The 18,036-nt window shown below is 65.2% G+C and carries 17 protein-coding genes; 8 read left to right on the top strand and 9 right to left on the bottom strand.

Annotated features, from left to right (window positions below; all coding sequences use genetic code 11):
- Positions 1–11: 11 nt before the first annotated feature.
- From trbJ to ACG33_RS08385, 9 genes are all read right to left on the bottom strand, one after another.
- Entirely contained in the window at positions 12–749 is a 738-nt protein-coding gene (gene trbJ, locus ACG33_RS08425; protein ID WP_066920331.1) for a P-type conjugative transfer protein TrbJ, read from the bottom strand.
- Positions 746–3,205 (bottom strand): conjugal transfer protein TrbE, encoded by a 2,460-nt coding sequence (gene trbE, locus ACG33_RS08420; protein ID WP_066920329.1) that lies wholly within the window; start codon positions 3,203–3,205, stop codon positions 746–748. Before trbE ends, trbJ begins: the two co-directional genes overlap by 4 nt.
- Positions 3,206–3,217: 12 nt before the next feature.
- The gene (locus ACG33_RS08415) at positions 3,218–3,502 is read right to left on the bottom strand and encodes a VirB3 family type IV secretion system protein (RefSeq protein ID WP_066920327.1); all 285 of its coding nucleotides are present in this window, start codon (positions 3,500–3,502) and stop codon (positions 3,218–3,220) included.
- The gene (locus tag ACG33_RS08410) at positions 3,499–3,882 is read right to left on the bottom strand and encodes a TrbC/VirB2 family protein (protein WP_066920325.1); all 384 of its coding nucleotides are present in this window, start codon (positions 3,880–3,882) and stop codon (positions 3,499–3,501) included. The genes ACG33_RS08415 and ACG33_RS08410 overlap by 4 nt, the downstream gene beginning before the upstream one ends.
- The gene (trbB, locus tag ACG33_RS08405) at positions 3,879–4,931 is read right to left on the bottom strand and encodes a P-type conjugative transfer ATPase TrbB (protein ID WP_066920323.1); all 1,053 of its coding nucleotides are present in this window, start codon (positions 4,929–4,931) and stop codon (positions 3,879–3,881) included. The genes ACG33_RS08410 and trbB overlap by 4 nt, the downstream gene beginning before the upstream one ends.
- Positions 4,928–5,392: a ribbon-helix-helix protein, CopG family gene (locus ACG33_RS08400; protein ID WP_066920322.1), complete on the bottom strand. Its 465-nt coding sequence runs from the start codon at positions 5,390–5,392 to the stop codon at positions 4,928–4,930. Before ACG33_RS08400 ends, trbB begins: the two co-directional genes overlap by 4 nt.
- Positions 5,389–7,395, bottom strand: coding sequence for a conjugal transfer protein TraG (locus tag ACG33_RS08395; RefSeq protein WP_066920319.1), 2,007 nt, complete (start codon positions 7,393–7,395; stop codon positions 5,389–5,391). Before ACG33_RS08395 ends, ACG33_RS08400 begins: the two co-directional genes overlap by 4 nt.
- A 236-nt stretch (positions 7,396–7,631) precedes the next feature.
- Positions 7,632–7,910: an EexN family lipoprotein gene (locus ACG33_RS08390; RefSeq protein WP_066920317.1), complete on the bottom strand. Its 279-nt coding sequence runs from the start codon at positions 7,908–7,910 to the stop codon at positions 7,632–7,634.
- A complete protein-coding gene (locus tag ACG33_RS08385) occupies positions 7,907–8,851 on the bottom strand; it encodes a LysR family transcriptional regulator (protein ID WP_066920315.1) in 945 nt (314 codons plus the stop codon). Before ACG33_RS08385 ends, ACG33_RS08390 begins: the two co-directional genes overlap by 4 nt.
- Before the next feature lie 212 nt (positions 8,852–9,063).
- Between ACG33_RS08385 and ACG33_RS08380 the strand changes: the two genes are divergently transcribed.
- The 8 genes from ACG33_RS08380 to ACG33_RS08345 are packed head-to-tail and all read left to right on the top strand — an operon-like array spanning position 9,064 to position 18,033.
- The gene (locus tag ACG33_RS08380; RefSeq protein ID WP_066920313.1) at positions 9,064–9,681 is read left to right on the top strand and encodes a TetR/AcrR family transcriptional regulator; all 618 of its coding nucleotides are present in this window, start codon (positions 9,064–9,066) and stop codon (positions 9,679–9,681) included.
- Positions 9,678–10,718 carry a secretion protein HlyD gene (gene hlyD / locus ACG33_RS08375; protein ID WP_066920311.1) on the top strand — a complete coding sequence of 347 codons (1,041 nt, stop codon included), beginning with the start codon at positions 9,678–9,680 and terminating at the stop codon, positions 10,716–10,718. The genes ACG33_RS08380 and hlyD overlap by 4 nt, the downstream gene beginning before the upstream one ends.
- A 1-nt stretch (position 10,719) precedes the next feature.
- Complete coding sequence (locus ACG33_RS08370) at positions 10,720–12,492, top strand: ATP-binding cassette domain-containing protein (protein WP_066920309.1); 1,773 nt, start codon at positions 10,720–10,722, stop codon at positions 12,490–12,492.
- Positions 12,489–13,652, top strand: coding sequence for an ABC transporter permease (locus ACG33_RS08365; RefSeq protein WP_066920307.1), 1,164 nt, complete (start codon positions 12,489–12,491; stop codon positions 13,650–13,652). Before ACG33_RS08370 ends, ACG33_RS08365 begins: the two co-directional genes overlap by 4 nt.
- A gap of 4 nt (positions 13,653–13,656) precedes the next feature.
- Complete coding sequence (locus tag ACG33_RS08360) at positions 13,657–14,775, top strand: ABC transporter permease (RefSeq protein WP_066920305.1); 1,119 nt, start codon at positions 13,657–13,659, stop codon at positions 14,773–14,775.
- Positions 14,772–16,235, top strand: a complete 1,464-nt coding sequence (locus ACG33_RS08355) for a ferredoxin reductase family protein (RefSeq protein WP_083536619.1) — start codon at positions 14,772–14,774, stop codon at positions 16,233–16,235. The genes ACG33_RS08360 and ACG33_RS08355 overlap by 4 nt, the downstream gene beginning before the upstream one ends.
- A gap of 38 nt (positions 16,236–16,273) precedes the next feature.
- Positions 16,274–17,803 carry an efflux transporter outer membrane subunit gene (locus tag ACG33_RS08350; protein ID WP_066920303.1) on the top strand — a complete coding sequence of 510 codons (1,530 nt, stop codon included), beginning with the start codon at positions 16,274–16,276 and terminating at the stop codon, positions 17,801–17,803.
- A gap of 20 nt (positions 17,804–17,823) precedes the next feature.
- Positions 17,824–18,033 carry a YgaP family membrane protein gene (locus tag ACG33_RS08345; RefSeq protein ID WP_066920301.1) on the top strand — a complete coding sequence of 70 codons (210 nt, stop codon included), beginning with the start codon at positions 17,824–17,826 and terminating at the stop codon, positions 18,031–18,033.
- Positions 18,034–18,036: the final 3 nt, after the last annotated feature.

The raw sequence follows: 18,036 nt of genomic DNA, 5'->3' as shown, positions 1-18,036 counted from the left end.
GTCGGCCCCCGTCAGTCGCGGTAGAAGTTGACGGACTGCGGCGTGTACGGCGTGCCTTCCCCGAGGAAGCGTCGCCGCACTTCGCGGGCGCGCTCGGTGGCCGCCGCCTGCCGCGCCAGCTCCAGCGAAGCCGCCCGGTCTTGCGTGATCTGAAGCCGCTGCGACTGGATCGACTGCTTGGCCTGCAAGGCGAGCAACTGGTTCATGGCCTGCATCGCTTGCAGCGCGCCTTCGGCCGACTGGCTCTTGCCCACGAGGTCGGCCAGCACGCTTTCGTCTTCGCCCAGGTTCTGCGACACCTGCGCCTGCATCTGCATGGTGGTTTGCAAGCCGTTGAGCGTGTTCTTCCAACGCTCCTGCGTGTCGCGGTACATCTGGTCGCCGCTGACGGTGGCGGCGTACTGCTCGGGGTACAGGCGCGCAAACTCCTGATCCAGATTCGTCACGTCGTAGGCCAAGCCCTTCGCCTGGGCGATCAGCCGCTCGGTCGTCGCCAGGTTGGTGCGCAACTGGCCCACCACGCTGGACGGCAGGCTGGCCAGGTTGCGCGCCTGGTTCATCAGCATCTGCGCTTCGCTCTGAAGCTGCTGGATCTGGTTGTTGATCTGCTCCAGCGTGCGGATCGCGGTCAGCGTGTTCTGCACGAAGTTGGACGGATCGAACACCGTGATGGCGGATGCGGGCTGCACGGCCAGCAGCGATACCGACAGCGCGGCGGCGAGCGAAATGGAAAGCGCACGGATCTTCATGGCTGGTTCTCCAATGGGTGGTTGGTGGTACTGAGGGAACCCGGCGCAAGGCCGGGGAACGAGGGCAGCAGGTCGGCCGCCCACTCGAGGCCGCGATGGCGCAGCCACGCGCCCGCGAATCCGGGTGCGCCGGCGTCCAGCAGCACGCGGTCTATGTCGCGCTGGTCTTGCGGCGTGGAAGCACCCGCGAAGGCCAGCGTCATCGGCCCCAGGTCGAGGTCGAACAGGCGGTTGCCGAGGCGGGATTGGTAGTAGTAGTCGCGCTTGGGCTGCGCGGTGGCGACGATCTCGATCTGCCGCGAGTTCAGGCCGAAGCCCTCGTAAATCGTGCGAATCTGCTGCTCGGTCGCCTGCGGGTTGGGCAGGAAGATGCGAGTGGCGCAGCTTTCGATGATTGCGGACGCAATGCTGGAGTTCTGAATGTCCGCCAGGCTCTGCGTGGCGAAGACGACGCTGACGTTCTTTTTGCGCAGCGTCTTGAGCCATTGCCGGATGCGTGCGGCAAACATCGGGTCGTCCAGGAACAACCAGGATTCATCGAGAATCAGCAGGGTCGGTGCGCCGTCGAAACGCTCGTCAAAGCGCGCGAACAGATAGCCGAGCACCGACCGCACGGCGGCGGGGCTTGCCATCAGTTCTTCCATCTCGAAGCACTGCACGTCGGCCGTGCCCAGCCGGTCGTGGTCGGCGTCTAGCAGCTTGCCGTGGGCACCGCCCAACACATAGGGCGCGAGCGCCTGGCGCAGCGCATTCGATTGCAGCAGCACCGACAAGCCCGTCATCGTGCGCTGCTCGACCGGCGCACCGGCGAGGCTGCCGAGCGCCGACCAGATGGCGGCCTTCTCGTCCGGGCCGATGGCCACGCCTTCGTGCAACAAGCGGCCTTCGATCCATTCGGCGGCCCAGGTGCGGTAGCCCTCGCGGTCGATGCGAGCCAAGGGCTGAAAGGCGATTTCTCCGTCCGTGCCCAGGTCGTAGTGCTCGCCGCCCAGCCCGAGGATGGTGGCGCGCATGGAACGCCCCATATCGAACGCGAAGATGCGCGAGCCGGGGTAGCGGCGGAACTGCATCGCCAGCGTGGCGAGCAAGACCGACTTGCCCATGCCGGTTGGCCCGGCGACCAGCGTGTGCCCCACGTCGCCGATGTGCGTCACCAGCCGGAACGGCGTCGCGCCATCGGTGCGGGTGACGATCAGCGGCGGGCCGTCGAGGTGGGCATTTCGCTCGGGACCAGCCCATACCGCCGACACCGGCATCATGTGTGCCAGGTTCAGCGTCGAGACGATGGGCTGGCGCACATTGGCGTAGGCGTTGCCGGGGAGCGAGGACAGCCAGGCATCCACGGCGTTAAGCGTTTCGGGAATCGTCACGAAGCCCCGGCCTTGAATCACACGCTCCACCATGCGTAGCTTCTCGTCGGCTGCGCCGGCGTCCTCGTCCATGACGGTGACAGTCGCCGTCAGGTAGCCGAAGGCGACTTGATCGCTGCCCAGCTCCTGCAAGGCGGCGTCGGCATCGGTCGCCTTGTTCGAGGCATCCGTGTCCACCAGCGGCGACTCCTGTTGGAAGATCGTCTCGCGCAGCAGCGCGATGACGTTCTTGCGCTTGGCGAACCACTGGCGGCGCAAGCGCCCCAATTCCCGTTCCGCCTCGGATTTGTCGAGGCACAGAAAGCGCGTACTCCAGCGATACCCAAATCCCAAGCGGTTGAGGTCGTCCAGAATCCCCGGCCAGGTCGAGGTCGGGAATCCGCGCACCGACACCACGCGCAGGTGCCTGTCGCCCAGCATGGGGGCCAGGCCACCGACCAGCGGCGAGTCGGTCAGCAGCGCGTCGATGTGGAACGGCACTTCGGGCACGCCCACGCGATAGCGTCGCGTCGAGATGGTCGAGTGCAGATAGGTCAGCGTCTGGCTGTCGTCCAGCCAGGCGATTTCCGGCATGACGCCATCGAGCAGGTCAAAGACCCGATCCGTTTCCGCAACGAAGGATTGCAGCCGCTCGCGCCAGTCCACGCCATTCGTCGGCGTGTTCTCGTAGAGCATCTTGGCGGCTCGGGCGCGCGATTCCTCCGGCGGCAGGTATTGCAGCGTGAAGTGGTAGATGCTCTCGAAGTGGCTGTCCGACTCCTCGAACGCCGCACGTCGTTCCTCGTCCACCAGCCACGACAGCGGCTCGGGAAACGAGGACTGCGGATAGCGCGATGCCCGCATCCGCTCGGCGTCGATATAGAAGGCCCAGCCAGAGCCGGTGCGGCGAAGCGCGTTGTTCTGCCGCGCCGCCGTGGCGATCAATTCGCCCTGCGTCGCACTGTCCAAGTCGGGGCCGCGGAACTGGAACGATCGTTGAAACGAGCCGTCCTTGTTCAGCACCACGCCCGGCGCGACTAGCCCGGCCCAGGGCAGCCAGTCGGCGAGCAGCGCGGGCCGCTGGCGGTATTCGGCGAGGTTCAGCACGGCGGCATCCCCTCACACGTCCAGTAGCGGGCGGTGCTTGATGTGCCGGGCGAACACGGCCATGAACTGCGGATCGACGCGCGCACCCCATACCGCCAGCGAATGGCCGACGATCCAGAGCACCACGCCCGGAATCAACAGTTGCAGGCCCAGCCCGACGGCGGCGGCCAGCGTGCCGTTAGCAATCGCCACGGTGCGCGGTGCGCCGCCCAGCAAGATCGGCTCGGTGAGCGAGCGATGCAGCGGCACCTCGAAACCGAGCGCGAAGCGCGGCGCTCCCTCGTTGGCTGCGTTCATACGACAGCCCCGCCGGAGAAGCTGAAGAACGACAGGAAGAATGAGGACGCAGCGAAGGCGATGCTCAAGCCGAACACGATCTGGATCAGCTTGCGGAAGCCGCCCGACGTGTCGCCGAACGCGAGTGCGAGGCCCGTGGCGATGATGATGATGACGGCCACGATGCGCGCCACCGGCCCTTGGATGGATTCGAGGATGGATTGCAACGGGCCTTCCCACGGCATCGAGGAGCCGGCGGCCTGCGCGGTTCCAGCCAGGAACAGCAGCAGCGCGGCCAGCATCAGCCCTTGGGCCGCAGGGCGGGCCAGGCGGTGCAGCCGTGCGAGGCGCAAAGCCGGATTTGCAGAGAAACGGAAAATAGGAACGATCATCTGCGTCATGGCAGTTCTCCAAGTTGGTCAGGGGACGGGGAAATCGCCGCAGCAGGTGCGGCTTCGGGAAATAGCGGCAGCTCGGGAAACGGCGTCTCCAGCGCATCCGCCAATCGGTAGCCCACGCCGTCGAAACCCACGACGCGGGCGATGCTCTCGATGCGGCGCTTGCGTCCGCGTCCGGCGATGTGGATCACCACGTTGACCGCCTCGGCGATCAACGCACGGGGCGGGTTCACCGCCACTTCGAGAATCAGTTGCTCCAGGCGCAGCAGTGCGCCGAGCGCGGAGCCGGCGTGGATCGTGGCGATGCCGCCCGGATGGCCGGTGCCCCATACTTTGATGAGATCCAGCGCCTCGGCGCCGCGCACCTCGCCGACGACGACGCGATCAGGCCGCAGGCGCATGGATGAGCGCACCAGTTCGGTCATGGACACCACGCCGGCGCGCGTGCGCAGCGGAACGTGGTCGCGGGCTGCGCATTGCAGCTCCACCGTGTCTTCGAGCACCAGCACGCGGTCGCCGGTGGCGGCGATCTCGGCGAGCAAGGCATTGGCGAGCGTGGTCTTGCCGCTGCTGGTGGCCCCGGCGATCAGGATGTTCTGGCGCTCGCGCACGGCGCGCACCAGAAAGCCGGCCTGGGCGGCGGTCATCATTCCCTCCACGACATACCGCTCCAGCGGAATCACGCCGATGGCGCGCTTGCGCAGCGCAAAGGCCGGCCCCGGCGCGGCGGGCGGCAAGATGCCCTCGAAGCGTTCGCCGGTTTCGGGCAGCTCGGCCGATAGCAGGGGCTGGCCGCGATGCACCTCCGCGCCGACATGGGCAGCGACCAGGCGAATGATTCGCTCGCCATCGGCCTCAGGAATTTCCACGCCCATAGGCGCGCGGCCCGACGACAGGCGATCTACCCAAAGGGTGCGATCGGGGTTGAGCATGATTTCCACCACGTCGGGGTCTTCGAGCGCGGTGGCGATCAGCGGCCCCATTGCCGTGCGCAGCATCTGGATGCGCCGGTCGAGCGACGTGGCGCTCATGGATTGGGGAATGGCGCTCATGACGCACGCTCCCGCGCTTCGGCGGCTGCCGCTGCGTCCTCCATCCGTACCGGGTCGGGATGCAGTTCTTCCACCACGTCGCGCACCAGGCTGCGCCCGCGCATCAGGTGGCGGCCAAGCTGCTCTACGAACTGCTCGAAGCGCGCCTTGCCATGGGCGCGGGCCGCGTCTTGGTGCGCTTCGGGAACTGACGTGCTGACGGTCAGGTAGTAGCGGATGAACATCGCCAGCGTTTCGATGGCGATGTTCTGGTCGCGCTCCATGCGCTCCGCCTGTCGCGACAGCCGATCAAGCCGCTTGGCGATGGCCGCCTCGCGCTGGTCGGCGGCATCGGGCGACAGCCACGATGCGAGTGCCGCCGCGACGATGGACGACTTGGACACGCCTTTCTTGGCGGCCAGTTCATCGAGCCGCTTGGCGTGCTCGGGCTGGATAAAGAGGTTCAGGCGGTAGTGGCTCATAGCTCGATTCCGTCGTTGGGGTCGAGGGAAGCCAGCCGGGCCGTGCGCTGCATGGCTGGATCAAGCTGGCGAGGAAGGGGAAGCGGCAGGTCGTCGTAGTCATCGAGCAGCGCGAGATCGGCTGCGGGCGCGGCCAACTCGGGTGCGTAAGCGACGGTTTCGGAAAGCTCGGGTTGACGGCGCGGGCCGCCGTCGTCGGCGGTCAAGCTCCCCAAGCCATCGGCGGATGCGATAGCCGGTGCGGCAGGAGTTGGCGGAATCGCCAGCCCGCTCCAGTCGTCCGGGCGCAACGGCGGCGCGTCGGCGTACTGGCCGCCCGCAAGCGCGGGCGGCGGCAGCACGCGGCGCTTGAAATTGGCGTCCGCGTAGTAGCGCAGCTTCTTGGCCTTGATTGGCGCGACGCTGGACACCATCACCACCGCCTCGTCAGGCGGAAGCTGCATCACCTCGCCCGGCGTCAGCAGCGGGCGGGCCGTCTCCTGGCGCGACACCATCAGATGCCCGAGCCACGGTGCGAGCCGGTGGCCCGCATAGTTGCGCTGCGCACGCAATTCGGTGGCGGTGCCGAGCGTTTCGGAAATGCGTTTGGCCGTGCGTTCGTCGTTCGTCGCAAACGTCACGCGGACGTGGCAGTTGTCGAGGATGGAATGGTTCTGCCCATACGCCTTGTCGATCTGGTTGAGCGACTGCGCGATGAGGAAGCTGCGGATGCCGTAGCCGGCCATGAAGGCAAGCGCCGTCTCGAAGAAGTCCAGGCGCCCCAGCGCCGGGAACTCATCGAGCATCAGCAGCAGCTTGTGGCGGCGCTGGATGCCGTCGGAGCCATCGAGCGATTCGGTCAGGCGCCGCCCGATCTGGTTGAGGATCAGACGAATGAGGGGCTTCGTCCGCGAAATGTCCGAAGGCGGCACCACCAGATACAGCGACACCGGATGTTCCGCAGCGATCAGGTCGGCGATGCGCCAGTCGCAGCGCGAAGTAACTTCGGCCACCGTGGGATCGCGGTACAGGCCGAGGAATGACATGGCGGTGCTCAACACGCCGGAACGCTCGTTGTCCGACTTGTTGAGCACTTCGCGCGCCGCCGAAGCGACGACAGGATGCGGCCCACCGCCCAGGTGGGGCGTGGTCATCATCCGATGCAAGGTCAGCTCGAACGGACTGGCCGGGTCGGAGAGGAAGTTGGCGACGCCGCGCAGCGTCTTGTCCTCTGCCGCGTAGAGCACATGCAGGATGGCCCCGACCAGCAGCGCGTGGCTGGTCTTCTCCCAATGGTTGCGCTTCTCCAGCGCGCCTTCGGGATCGACCAGAATGTCCGCGATGTTCTGCACGTCGCGCACTTCATGCGCGCCGCGCCGCACTTCCAGCAGCGGGTTGTAGGCCGCCGACTTCGCATCGGTCGGGTTGAACAGCAGGCAGTGGCTGAATCGGCTGCGCCAGCCGGCGGTGATCTGCCAGTTCTCGCCCTTGATGTCGTGGATGACCGCCGATGCCGGCCAGCTCAACAAGGTGGGCACCACCAGGCCGACACCCTTGCCCGAGCGCGTGGGCGCGAAGGTCAGGACGTGTTCCGGGCCTTCATGTCGCAGGTACTGGCGATCGTGCTGGCCGAGGAACACGCCGACCGGCTGCGTGAGGCCAGTCTTGCGAATGTCCTGTGCGTTCGCCCAACGGGCCGAGCCGTAGGTTGTGACCAGGCGTGCCTGCCGCGAGCGCCAGACCGACATGGCAATGGCGACGACCACGGCGACCATGCCACTGCCACCGGCGATGGCTCCGCCGGTGTCGAAGACTTGCGGGGTATAGGCGCCGTAAGAGAACCACCACTCAAACAGCTTCCACGGGTGGTAGATCGGCGTGCCAAGAAGATCGAACCAGGGAGAGCCAAGGCGTACTTGATAACCAAGGGCGGCTGCTGTCCATTGTGTGGCGCCCCACACGCCGGCGATCACGATGCCGAATACCACGGCGATCTGACCGAACAGCACGTTCGTCCCTTGCATGACCTGGCCTCCGATTTCTCCTGCGCTGATTCCTCATGGAAGAAGCGGCACAAGGGCGTGCCGCAGGCGTCAGGATCGGTGCCGGGCCAGTGCCGGTCAAAGACCGTTTAGAGCAGAAAGGTCGAGGAAAAAGAAAGAATGAGTGCGGTGGCGAGCCAAATAAAAACGCCGCAAGCGCGGGCGCATTGCGGCGTGTCGAGAAAAAAAGTGAAGGCGAATCGGCGAGCGGCCAACAATCAGAACTTTGGCGACTCCTTCGGCGGTGTATAGGGGGTTTCGCCGTCGCCATAGAACCGCTTGCGCGTGGCTTCGGCGACCCGGTTGCACAGCACATCGCCCAGCTTGGAGCGGTCGGTCTTGCATTGCTTTCGCAGTTCCTTGAGCCGTTCGGGATTGGCTGCCAGTTGTTCCACCGTCGGAATGCTTGATTCCGATTCGGTGGCCTTCTGAGGTGCCTCGGATTGGCCACATGCGGTCAATGCGGCCAAGAGCAAGGACAGGATGATCTTTTTCATGGCATCAGTTCCTCCGGAGGATCAGAGTTGCGGCCCCGCATCGGCTTGGGGGTTTCAGGTGAGTCGATGGCCTGCACTCGCTCAATGAACCGCGCCAGTTCATCGGATGGGTTGCCATCGAGGCGCAACAAGTAGGTCGTCAGTGGCGGTACACGCGATGCCAACGGACGAGCCACCACGCCAGATTCTCGGCTGGAGGCAATGTGCGCGGCACCTGCCAGGCCGAGTGCGTACCCAGCCGACACCAGGACCATCATGAGGTCGCAGGAAGCCACGCGTTCGATAACCAATGGCTCCATGTCCACGCGACGCAAGATGCGCTCCACGTGTCTTGCATGGCCCTCGCAGACTTGTGGATCACACAACACCAAGGGATAGCGCAGAAGCTCTTCCAGGGAAATGCGCTTTTGGGCAAGCAACGTATGTCGCGCGGGCACCGCCACCATGAGCGCATCGGTCCAGGCGGGAATGGTGACGATGCCATCGCCCACGTCTTCGGATTGCGCAAACCCCACGTCGTACAGATCGTCATGCAGACCCTTGATCTGTTGCGATAGTGGCACCTCGAAGAACCGGATTTCTACCTCGGGTTCTTCCTGTCGGCAGAGGGCAAGCAAAGCAGGAAGACGCGATGGGGTGATACCGTCGGATAAGGCCACGCGCAGTTGCCCATGAAAGCCATTCGCTGCGGCTTTCACACTTTCGCGCGCCTGTTCCAAGGCCGCAAAGACACGACGCACGTGCTCCAAAAACAGCGTGCCGGTGCGGGTCAGTCGCGTACTGCGCGTGGTACGAACAAATAGCACCGCGCCCAGTTCTTCTTCCAGCTCCTTGATGGCCCGCGACAAGGGCGACTGCTCGATATGCAGCCGCTCGGCGGCACGCGCGAAGTGGAGTTCTTCGGCAACAGCAACGAAGCACCGAAGATGGCGCAGTTCCATTTACATCCCGCCACACTTGGGGTGTGCCGGCTCCCTGCTGCCAATGAGGCGCGGAGGGCAACGCTTGCGTCCGCCCGAAGTCGGCTGTTGCCAGCCATCAGAGATAACGGTTCTGTTGTCCATCGCGGTCTCCTTTTCGCACTTCCCCTCTTGCGGCAAGTCTGTGCAATGATAAGATAGTAATAGATTACTTACTTTCGGAAGTGCAAGCAATGAGCGGACACCCCAAGCATCTGCCGGCCGATGAGCGGCGCGCGGCCACAGTCGAGGCAGTGGTCAATCTGGCAGCCGAGCAGAACCCCAGCGACATCACGACCACGGCCATCGCCCAGCGCATGGGGCTGACCCAAGGGGCTTTGTTTCGTCACTTCCCGACCAAGGACGCCATCCTGCAGGCGGTGATGTCCTGGGTCACGGAACGTCTGCTGGCTCGGGTGGACAAGGCGGCAGAAGGCGTGGCGTCTCCGATCGCCGCCCTTGAGGCGGTCTTCATGACGCACATCGACTTCGTGTCCGACCATCCGGGTGTGCCGAGGATGCTCTTCGGCGAATTGCAGCGGCCGGGAGAGACCCTGCCCAAGCGAATGGTGCAGACCTTAATTCATCACTATGGCGAGCGGTTGCGTCGCCTGCTCGAAGCCGGCAAGACGCGGGGCGAACTGGATGCCGAACTGGACCTGGATGCAGCCGCTGTCCTCTTCATCGGCTCCATTCAGGGGTTAGTGATGCAGTCGCTGTTGGACAGCGATGTAGCGCGCATCCGTCGCGACGCACCAGGTGTGTTTGCCATTTACCTTCGTGGTATCCGCGACTTGGAGGCCGGGCAATGAAGTTCAACGGCCTTTCCAACAAATCCAAGCGTGCGCTTGTCGTTGCCGCGTTCGTCGCGATAGCCAGCGGCTTCGGCTACTTCTGGATGCAGCGTCCAAGTGTTGATGGCAGTCCGCTGTACTTGTACGGAAACGTCGACATTCGCGAGGTGCAACTGGCCTTCCGCCAGCCCGGCCGGGTGCTGCAAATGGCGTTCGACGAGGGTGACGCCGTCAGCGCCGGCGCGCTCCTGGCGACGCTTGACGCGCAGCCGTATCGGGAAGCTCTCGCGGCAGCGCAGGCCCAGGCTCAAGTGGCTCAGGCAGAGTTGAACAAGTTGCGCCGTGGCCTGCGGCCGCAGGAAATCACCCAGGCGCGCGAGGCGCTCAGACAGGCCCAGGCGCTCGCCACCGAGGCCGAGCGCAACTTTCAGCGCCAGAGCGGCCTGCTTGCATCGGGTGCCAGCAGCCAGCGCACGGTCGATGCCGCCCGCACCGCAAGGGATCAGGCCGCTGCGAGCGTCGAATCAGCCAAGGCCGCTCTGTCGCAAGCATCCGAAGGCTTCCGCAAGGAAGACATTGCCGCGGCCGAGGCGCGCCTTGCGGCTGCCCAGGCAGCCGCATCACAAGCCTCCACGTCCCTCGCAGACACCGAACTGATGGCGCCCAGCGATGGAACCATCATCGCGCGGGTGCGTGAACCCGGCAGCATGGTCGCGAGCCAGAGCGCGGTCTACAGCCTGAGCCTGGACAAGCCTGTGTACGTGCGCGCCTACGTGGGCGAGCAGGATCTGGGCCGCATCGCACCCGGCACCGCGGTTCGCGTCGAAAGTGACTCCGGGGAAAAGATCTATCGCGGCCAGGTGGGTTTCATCTCGCCGCGCGCCGAGTTCACGCCCAAGACCGTGGAAACGACGGACTTGCGCACCGACCTCGTGTACCGGCTGCGCATCGTCATCGACGAAGCCGACAGCGACGGTGCCCTGCGCCAGGGCATGCCGGTGACGATCGCGGTCGATGCCCAACCCGGCTCTACCGGACGCACCGGGGAACGCTGAGATGCCCGCGAACGCCGGCATCGCCCCCACGCCGAACGGCATGACCGCCGATGTCGCCGTCGCCATCGAAGGCGTGGACAAGCATTTCGACAAGGTACAGGCTCTGCGGAACCTGAGCGCGCACATCCACTACGGGCGGCTGACGGGTCTGGTCGGTCCGGACGGCGCCGGCAAGACGACGCTGATGCGCATCCTTACCGGCCTGCTGGCTCCCAACGCCGGTCACGTCACCCTGGCCGGCTTCGATGTGGTCAAGGACAACGACGCCATTCACGTCGCCAGCGGCTACATGCCGCAACGCTTCGGTCTGTACGAAGACCTGTCGGTGATGGAGAACATGCGCCTGTATGCGCAGTTGCGTGGCATAGACGCGGACCGCAACGCCGCTCTGTTTGCCGAACTGCTGGACTTCACACGACTCGGCCCCTTCACCAAGCGCCTCGCCGGCAAGCTCTCCGGCGGCATGAAGCAGAAGCTGGGTCTTGCCTGCGCGCTGATGGCCCGGCCCAAGGTGCTGCTGCTGGACGAACCCGGCGTGGGTGTGGACCCGGTCAGCCGTCAGGATTTGTGGCGCATGGTGCAGGCGCTGACCGATGAGGGCATGGCTGTGGTCTGGTCCACTGCCTATCTTGACGAGGCCGAGCGCTGCGAGAGTGTCTTGCTGCTGAACCAGGGACAGCTCCTGTTCGATGGCCCACCGCAGGAACTGACCGCGCAGCTCGAAGGTCGCAGTTTTCGCCTCGAAGATGTCGGCACAGAGCGTCGGGCGGTCCTGACCGAGGCGCTCGATCTGCCCAGCGTGAGCGATGGCGTGATTCAGGGCGCGGGGGTGCGCGTGGTGCTGCGCGAGGGCGCACAGGCGCAGCCCATTCAGGCGCTGGCCGATCAGGCACGGGTGCGGCTGGCAGCGGTGCCCGCGCGATTCGAGGACGCCTTCATCGACCTGCTCGGCGGCGGTCCTGGCGGGACATCGCAACTCGCCGAGCGCCTGCCACCGGTCGAGCTGGATTCCGACGTTGCCGTTTCCTGCCGGAATCTCACCAAGCGCTTTGGCGAGTTCACTGCCACCGACAACGTCAGCTTCGAGGTGCAAAAGGGCGAAATCTTCGGTCTGCTCGGCCCCAATGGCGCTGGCAAATCCACCACCTTCAAGATGCTGTGTGGCCTGCTCAAGCCGACTGCGGGCGAAGCGCACGTAGTGGGGCACGATCTGCGCCGAGCCACCGGCGTGGCCAAGAGCCGGCTCGGCTACATGGCGCAGAAGTTCTCGCTCTACGGTCTGCTCTCGGTACGGCAAAACCTGGAATTTTCCGCCGGCGTCTACGGGCTGGAAGGCAGCACGCGGCACGAGCGCATCGAGGAAATGATCGCAACCTTCGATCTCGCCGACTGGCTCGGTGCCACGCCCGATTCCTTGCCGCTGGGGCACAAGCAGCGTCTGGTGCTGGCCTGCTCGCTCATGCACCGCCCGCCCGTGCTGTTCCTGGATGAACCCACTTCAGGCGTGGACCCGATCACCCGGCGCGAATTCTGGACGCACATCAACGGCCTGGCGCGCAAGGGCGTGACCATCATGGTCACCACCCACTTCATGGATGAAGCCGAATACTGCGATCGCGTCGCCATGCTCTCGCGCGCTCGCCTGATCGCGCTGGATACGCCTGATGCGCTCAAACGTATGGCCATCAGCCCGGAACGCCCCGACCCGACGATGGAAGACGCCTTCATTCACCTGGTCGAGTCCGCCGACCGAGAAATGGAGGCCGCCGCATGAATGTCGTTACACCGCACAGGGACGCTGATGGCCCGATGCAGACTGGCTTGCGCCGCTTTGACCTGCGGCGCCTGGCCGCTTTGGTCACCAAGGAAAGTTACCAAGCACTGCGCGACCCTTCGACGCTGCTGATCGCGTTCGTGCTGCCGGTGGTGTTGCTGCTGTTGTTCGCCTATGCGGTCTCGCTGGACGCCAAGGAGGTTCGTGTCGGCGTGGTGCTGGAGTCGCGCGGTGCCGCGGCGCAAGAGCTTGCGGCGGCCTTTTCCGGTACACGGTTTCTGGATGCGCACTTCGTCCGTGACCGGCGTGAGGTGGCCGACAAGCTGGTGTCAGGCGAGCTGCGTGGCTATGTGGTGATTCCGCAGGACTTCGAGCAACGCCTGGCACGGCGCGGCAACGAACCACTGGTGCAGATCATCACTGATGGCTCTTACCCCAACACCGCCAATTACGTCGAAAACTATGCCCGCGGCGTTGTCCAGTCCTGGCGCGCCGGACTGGACGTACCCGCACAAGCCGTCGTTCTGGAGCCGCGCTACTGGTTCAACCCCGAGCTGGAAAGCCGTCGAGCACTGATCCCCGGCGCCATCGCCATCGTCATGACCATCATCGGCACTATGCTGACCGCGCTGGTGGTGGCACGCGAATGGGAGCGCGGCACCATGGAGGCCGTGCTTTCCACACCCGCCTCGGTGGCCGAAATCCTGATCGGCAAGCTGCTGCCGTATTTTGTGCTGGGCATGCTGTCCACGCTGGGCGCGGCGGCGCTGGCCGTATTTGTGTTCGGCGTCCCGATGCGTGGCTCTCTGGCGGCGCTGCTGATCTTGTCAGCGGTGTTCATGGTGCCGGCGCTGGGCCAGGGCTTGCTGATCTCGTCACTGGCGCGCAATCAGTTTCTGGCAGCGCAGATCGCGCTGTTCACGGGATTCCTGCCGGCTTTCATGCTGTCGGGCTTTCTGTACGAGATCGACGCGATGCCCGCACCGATTCGGGCCATCACCTGGGTGGTTCCGGCGCGCTACTTCGTGGACTCGCTGAAGACGGTGTTCCTGGCGGGTGACATCTGGGCGGTGTTCCTGCCCAACCTGGCGGCCATGGCGGTGATCGGGGCGCTGTTTTTCATGATCGCCAAGCGCTCCACGCGCAAGAACCTGGAGTGAGGCCATGTTGAGCTTCGCATTCTCGTTCGGCCGCCTGCGCGCCCAGTTCATCAAGGAAGTCCTCAGTGTCCTGCGCGACCCGCGCAGCCGCATGGTGGTGTTCGTGCCTCCCATCCTGCAACTGCTCGTGTTCGCTTTTGCCGCGACACTCGAAGTGCGCAACGTCGATATCGCCATCTACAACCAGGACGCGGGCCGTTGGTCGCACGAACTGGTGCAGCGCCTGGACAGCGCCGAATTCATCACCCATGTGCGCCGTGTGGACAGCCAACGCAAGCTGCACGACCTGATCGACCGTGGTGAGGTAATCGCGGCGCTTTCCATTCCCGTGGATTTCTCGCGCACCATTGCAGCCGGTGACAGCGGCCGCGCCCAGGTTCTGGTCGATGGCAGGCGCAGCAACTCGGGCCAGATCACCGTCGCGTACCTATCGACCATCGCCGCTGACGTCGGCGCCGAAGTCGTGCCTGACGCGCAGGCACCAACACCCGTGGTCGTGCGCCACTGGTTCAACCCGAACCTGGTCTACCGCTGGTTCATCGTGCCGGGCCTGACCGGCATCCTCGCGCTGTTCAGCGCGCTGCTCATCACCTCCCTGTCGATTGCACGCGAACGCGAACTCGGCACCTTCGACCAGTTACTGGTGTCGCCCACCTCGACGCCGGAGATCATCATTTCCAAGTCGCTGCCGGCGCTGGCGATCGGCACGATGCTGGGCTTGTTCATGATCGGCGCAGGCGTGTTCCTGTTCGGCATTCCATTCGCTGGCTCGTTCGCACTTCTGCTCGCCAGCCTGGTGCTGTTCATCCTGTCGGTAGTGGGCATCGGTTTGATGATTTCCGCTGTCAGCATGACCCAGCAGCAGGCCATCCTGGGTGCGTTCGCCATTGGCGTGCCGGCAGTACTGATGTCCGGCTTTGCGACGCCGGTGGAAAACATGCCCGTCGTTCTGCAATGGCTGGCCCAGGCCATTCCGCTGACCCACTTCCTCGTCATCGTCGAAGGCAGCTTTCTCAAGGCCATGCCTCCCAGCGACATCCTCGCCAGCCTGTGGCCGCTGGCGGTCATTGCCCTCGCCACGCTGACGATGGCCACGTTCTTTGTTCGGGGGCGGCTGCAATGAAGCCAATCAGGCTCCAGGCGCTGCCATCACGGCGCAGCGGCGCCTTTGCTCCGTGCCATCCATTCCAAACCTTTCCGGGTTCGCCCACGCAAAACATCCAGCGCACTTTCTGGGCCGGCTTCATCGTCCTGACCTTGTTGTGGGTGGCGGCCGAGCCCCATTTTTATGAAGCGACCACGGTGTTCGCGTGGCGCGCCACCATGCGCCAGTACACCGGGCTGATCGCCATGGGCAGCATGAGCGTGGCCATGCTGTTGGCCCTGCGCCCGCGCTGGCCCGAGCGGTGGTTGGGCGGACTGGACAAGATGTACCGCCTGCACAAATGGCTGGGCATCAATGCGCTGATCTTTTCCATCCTGCATTGGTTGTGGGTCAACGCACCGAAATGGGCCGTGGGCTGGGGACTGCTGGAGCGGCCTGCGCGCAAGAGCACAGAAGGCGGACAAGGACAGGCGGGGCTCGACATGACCCTGGAGGCGTGGTTGCGCACGCAGCGCCACCTGGCGGAAGGCATGGGCGAATGGGCGTTTTACGCCGCTGTCGCCTTGATTGCGTTGGCGCTGATCCGCTTCTTTCCTTACCACTGGTTCTACAAGAGTCACCGTCTGCTGGCCATCGTCTATCTGGTGCTGGTGTTCCACAGCGTGGTGCTGATGGAGTTTGCCTATTGGAGCGAGCCCGTCGGCTGGCTGACGGCGGCCCTGCTTGCCGCAGGCACGGCAGCGGCGGTCATCGTGCTGCTGCGCCGCGTCGGCGCAGGTCAGAAGATCATGGCGAAGATCGCCGCGCTGCGCTACTACGAAGGCGTGGATGCGCTTGAAATCACGGCCGACATCCCGGACTGGCCGGGACACAAGCCGGGCCAGTTTGCCTTTGCCACGTCCGACCGCAGCGAAGGCGCCCACCCCTACACCATCGCCTCGGCCTGGAACCCCGAGCGCCCGCAATTGACGGCCGTTATCAAGGGTCTGGGCGACCACACGCGCCGCCTGCGCGAGCGGCTGCATGTTGGGCAGGCCCTGAAGGTCGAAGGCCCTTACGGCTGCTTCACCTTCGACGGCGGCGGTGCGCGCCAGATCTGGGTAGGGGCCGGCATCGGCATCACCCCCTTCATCAGCCGCCTTGACTACATGAGGCAGCAGGCCGAGGGCGAACACCCAAGCCTGCCGCCGGGCCAGCGCATCGACCTGTTTCACAGCACCGCCGACGTAGATCACGACGCCCTGGCACGCCTGGCCGCCGACGCCAGCGCCGCCGACGTGCGTCTGCATGTCTTCATCGACGCGCAGCACGGGCGTCTAACCGGCCAGCGCATCCGCGACGAGGTGCCCGACTGGCGCGAGGCGAGCATCTGGTTCTGCGGTCCCGTCGGGTTTGCCGATGCATTGCGGCGCGATTTCGCCGCGCACGGTTTCCCGGTGCGGCGGCGCTTTCACCACGAGCTGTTCCAGATGCGCTGAGCGAGCGCATCCCTTCGCCTGCTTCAAGGAGTCTTGTCATGCGACACTTCCATCGCCCTCGGACCAGCGGATTTATCCTGCCGCCATCGTGGCTGCGCCCGCTGGCATTGGTGTCCGCAGCGAGTCTGCTCACGGCCTGCGCCACGGTCGGCCCCGACTATCGGGGACCGGCACCGGTCGATGCCGACAGCGGCTGGACACTGCCGCTGGCAAGCGCAGGCGAGGTCGCCGACCTGAGCCACTGGTGGTCTGCACTGGACGATCCAGTCCTCGATCGTCTGATGGCCACCGCGTTGGCACAGAACCTGGATCTGCGCCAGGCCGCAGCGCGCATCGACGAGGCGCGTGCCCTGCGCGACCGCGTGGCCGGCGAGGCCTTGCCGGGAGTGAGCGTAGGCGCCAGCGTCAACCGGCGCGGCCAAAGCAAGAACGGCCCCTTGCCCGTCGGAAAAATCCCTGGCCTGGATGCCACGCAGACCATCTACGACACAGGCTTCGATGCGGCCTGGGAAGTCGATCTGTTCGGTGCCAGGCGACGGGCCCTGGAAGGTGCGAGCGCTCGCCTGCAAGCGACCGAAGCCGAGGCACAGGGCGTGCGCATGCGCATCGTGGCCGAGGTCGCGCGCACCTGGTTCACCGCCGTCGGCGCGAGAGACGAGCTGCACGCGCAAGAAGCCACGCTATCCACATTGCAGCAGACCCTGGAGCTGGTGCGCCTGCGACATGCGCTGGGCGATGCATCGGCCGCCGACGTGGAGGCAGCCTACGCACAATGGGCCGCGGTCAACGCGCTCATCCCGGATATCCAGACGCGCCAGCGCGCCGCAGTGCTCAGCCTGGGCGTGTTGCTGGGCGCACCGCCGGAGCGAGAGCTGGCATTGCTTGATGGTCCTTTGACGACGAGCACGCTGCGGGCGCTGCCGGTGGGCGAGCGCGCAGATATGCTGCGCCGCCGCCCTGATGTGCTGGCTGCGGAACGTCGCCTGGCGGCGAGTTCCGCGGACATCGGCGTGGCCACGGCCGAGTTGTTTCCCAAACTCTCCATCGGTATCGGCGGCGGGTTCCAGGCGCTCAGTACGGGCGATTGGTTCGATGCATCCAGCTCACGTTTTTCCATCCTGCCGCTGATCTCCTGGCGTCTGTTCGACGGTGGCCGTGTGCGCGCCGAGATTCGGGCACGCGAGGCGGCCGAGCAACAGGCCGCGCTGGCCTATGAGCAGGCGGTGCTGGCCGCGCTGGGCGATGCCGAGCGTGCGCTGGGCGACTACCACGGTGGGCTGGACACACTGGAACGCCGTGGCATGGCACTGGATGCCGCGCGCACAAGCCACGGCCACGCCAAGACGCGCTACGCGGCGGGCGACATTGCACTGGTTGAACTGCTGGTTGCCCAGCGCAGCCTGCACGAGGCCGAAATCGCAGCCGCGCGGGCACATACCAACGCCGCTGTGCAATTGGTGGCGCTGTACAAGGCCCTTGGCGGTGGCTGGGACGTATCCACGACTGCATCGACCGCAACGCATCCGCTGCGGGGCGCTGCCGTCCCTGTCGCGTTCTCAAGCCGCTGACTCAACACAAGGAGATCGTCATGCAAATCAACGTCGGAAGTCTCGATCGCATTGTCCGCATCGTCGTCGGACTGATTCTGCTCAGCCTCCCGCTGTGGCTGGATTCATCCTGGCGTTGGCTGGGACTCATTGGATTCATGCCTCTCATCACAGGTTTGTCTGGTCGCTGCCCAGGCTATCGCCTGCTTGGCCAAAGCACCTGCCCGGTGCAAAACAAAAAGCCGGATTGAACG

The organism is Steroidobacter denitrificans (assembly GCF_001579945.1).
Taxonomy (GTDB): domain Bacteria; phylum Pseudomonadota; class Gammaproteobacteria; order Steroidobacterales; family Steroidobacteraceae; genus Steroidobacter; species Steroidobacter denitrificans.
Note: the sequence above shows the minus strand (reverse complement) of the source record. Positions and strands in the feature narration are given on the sequence as shown.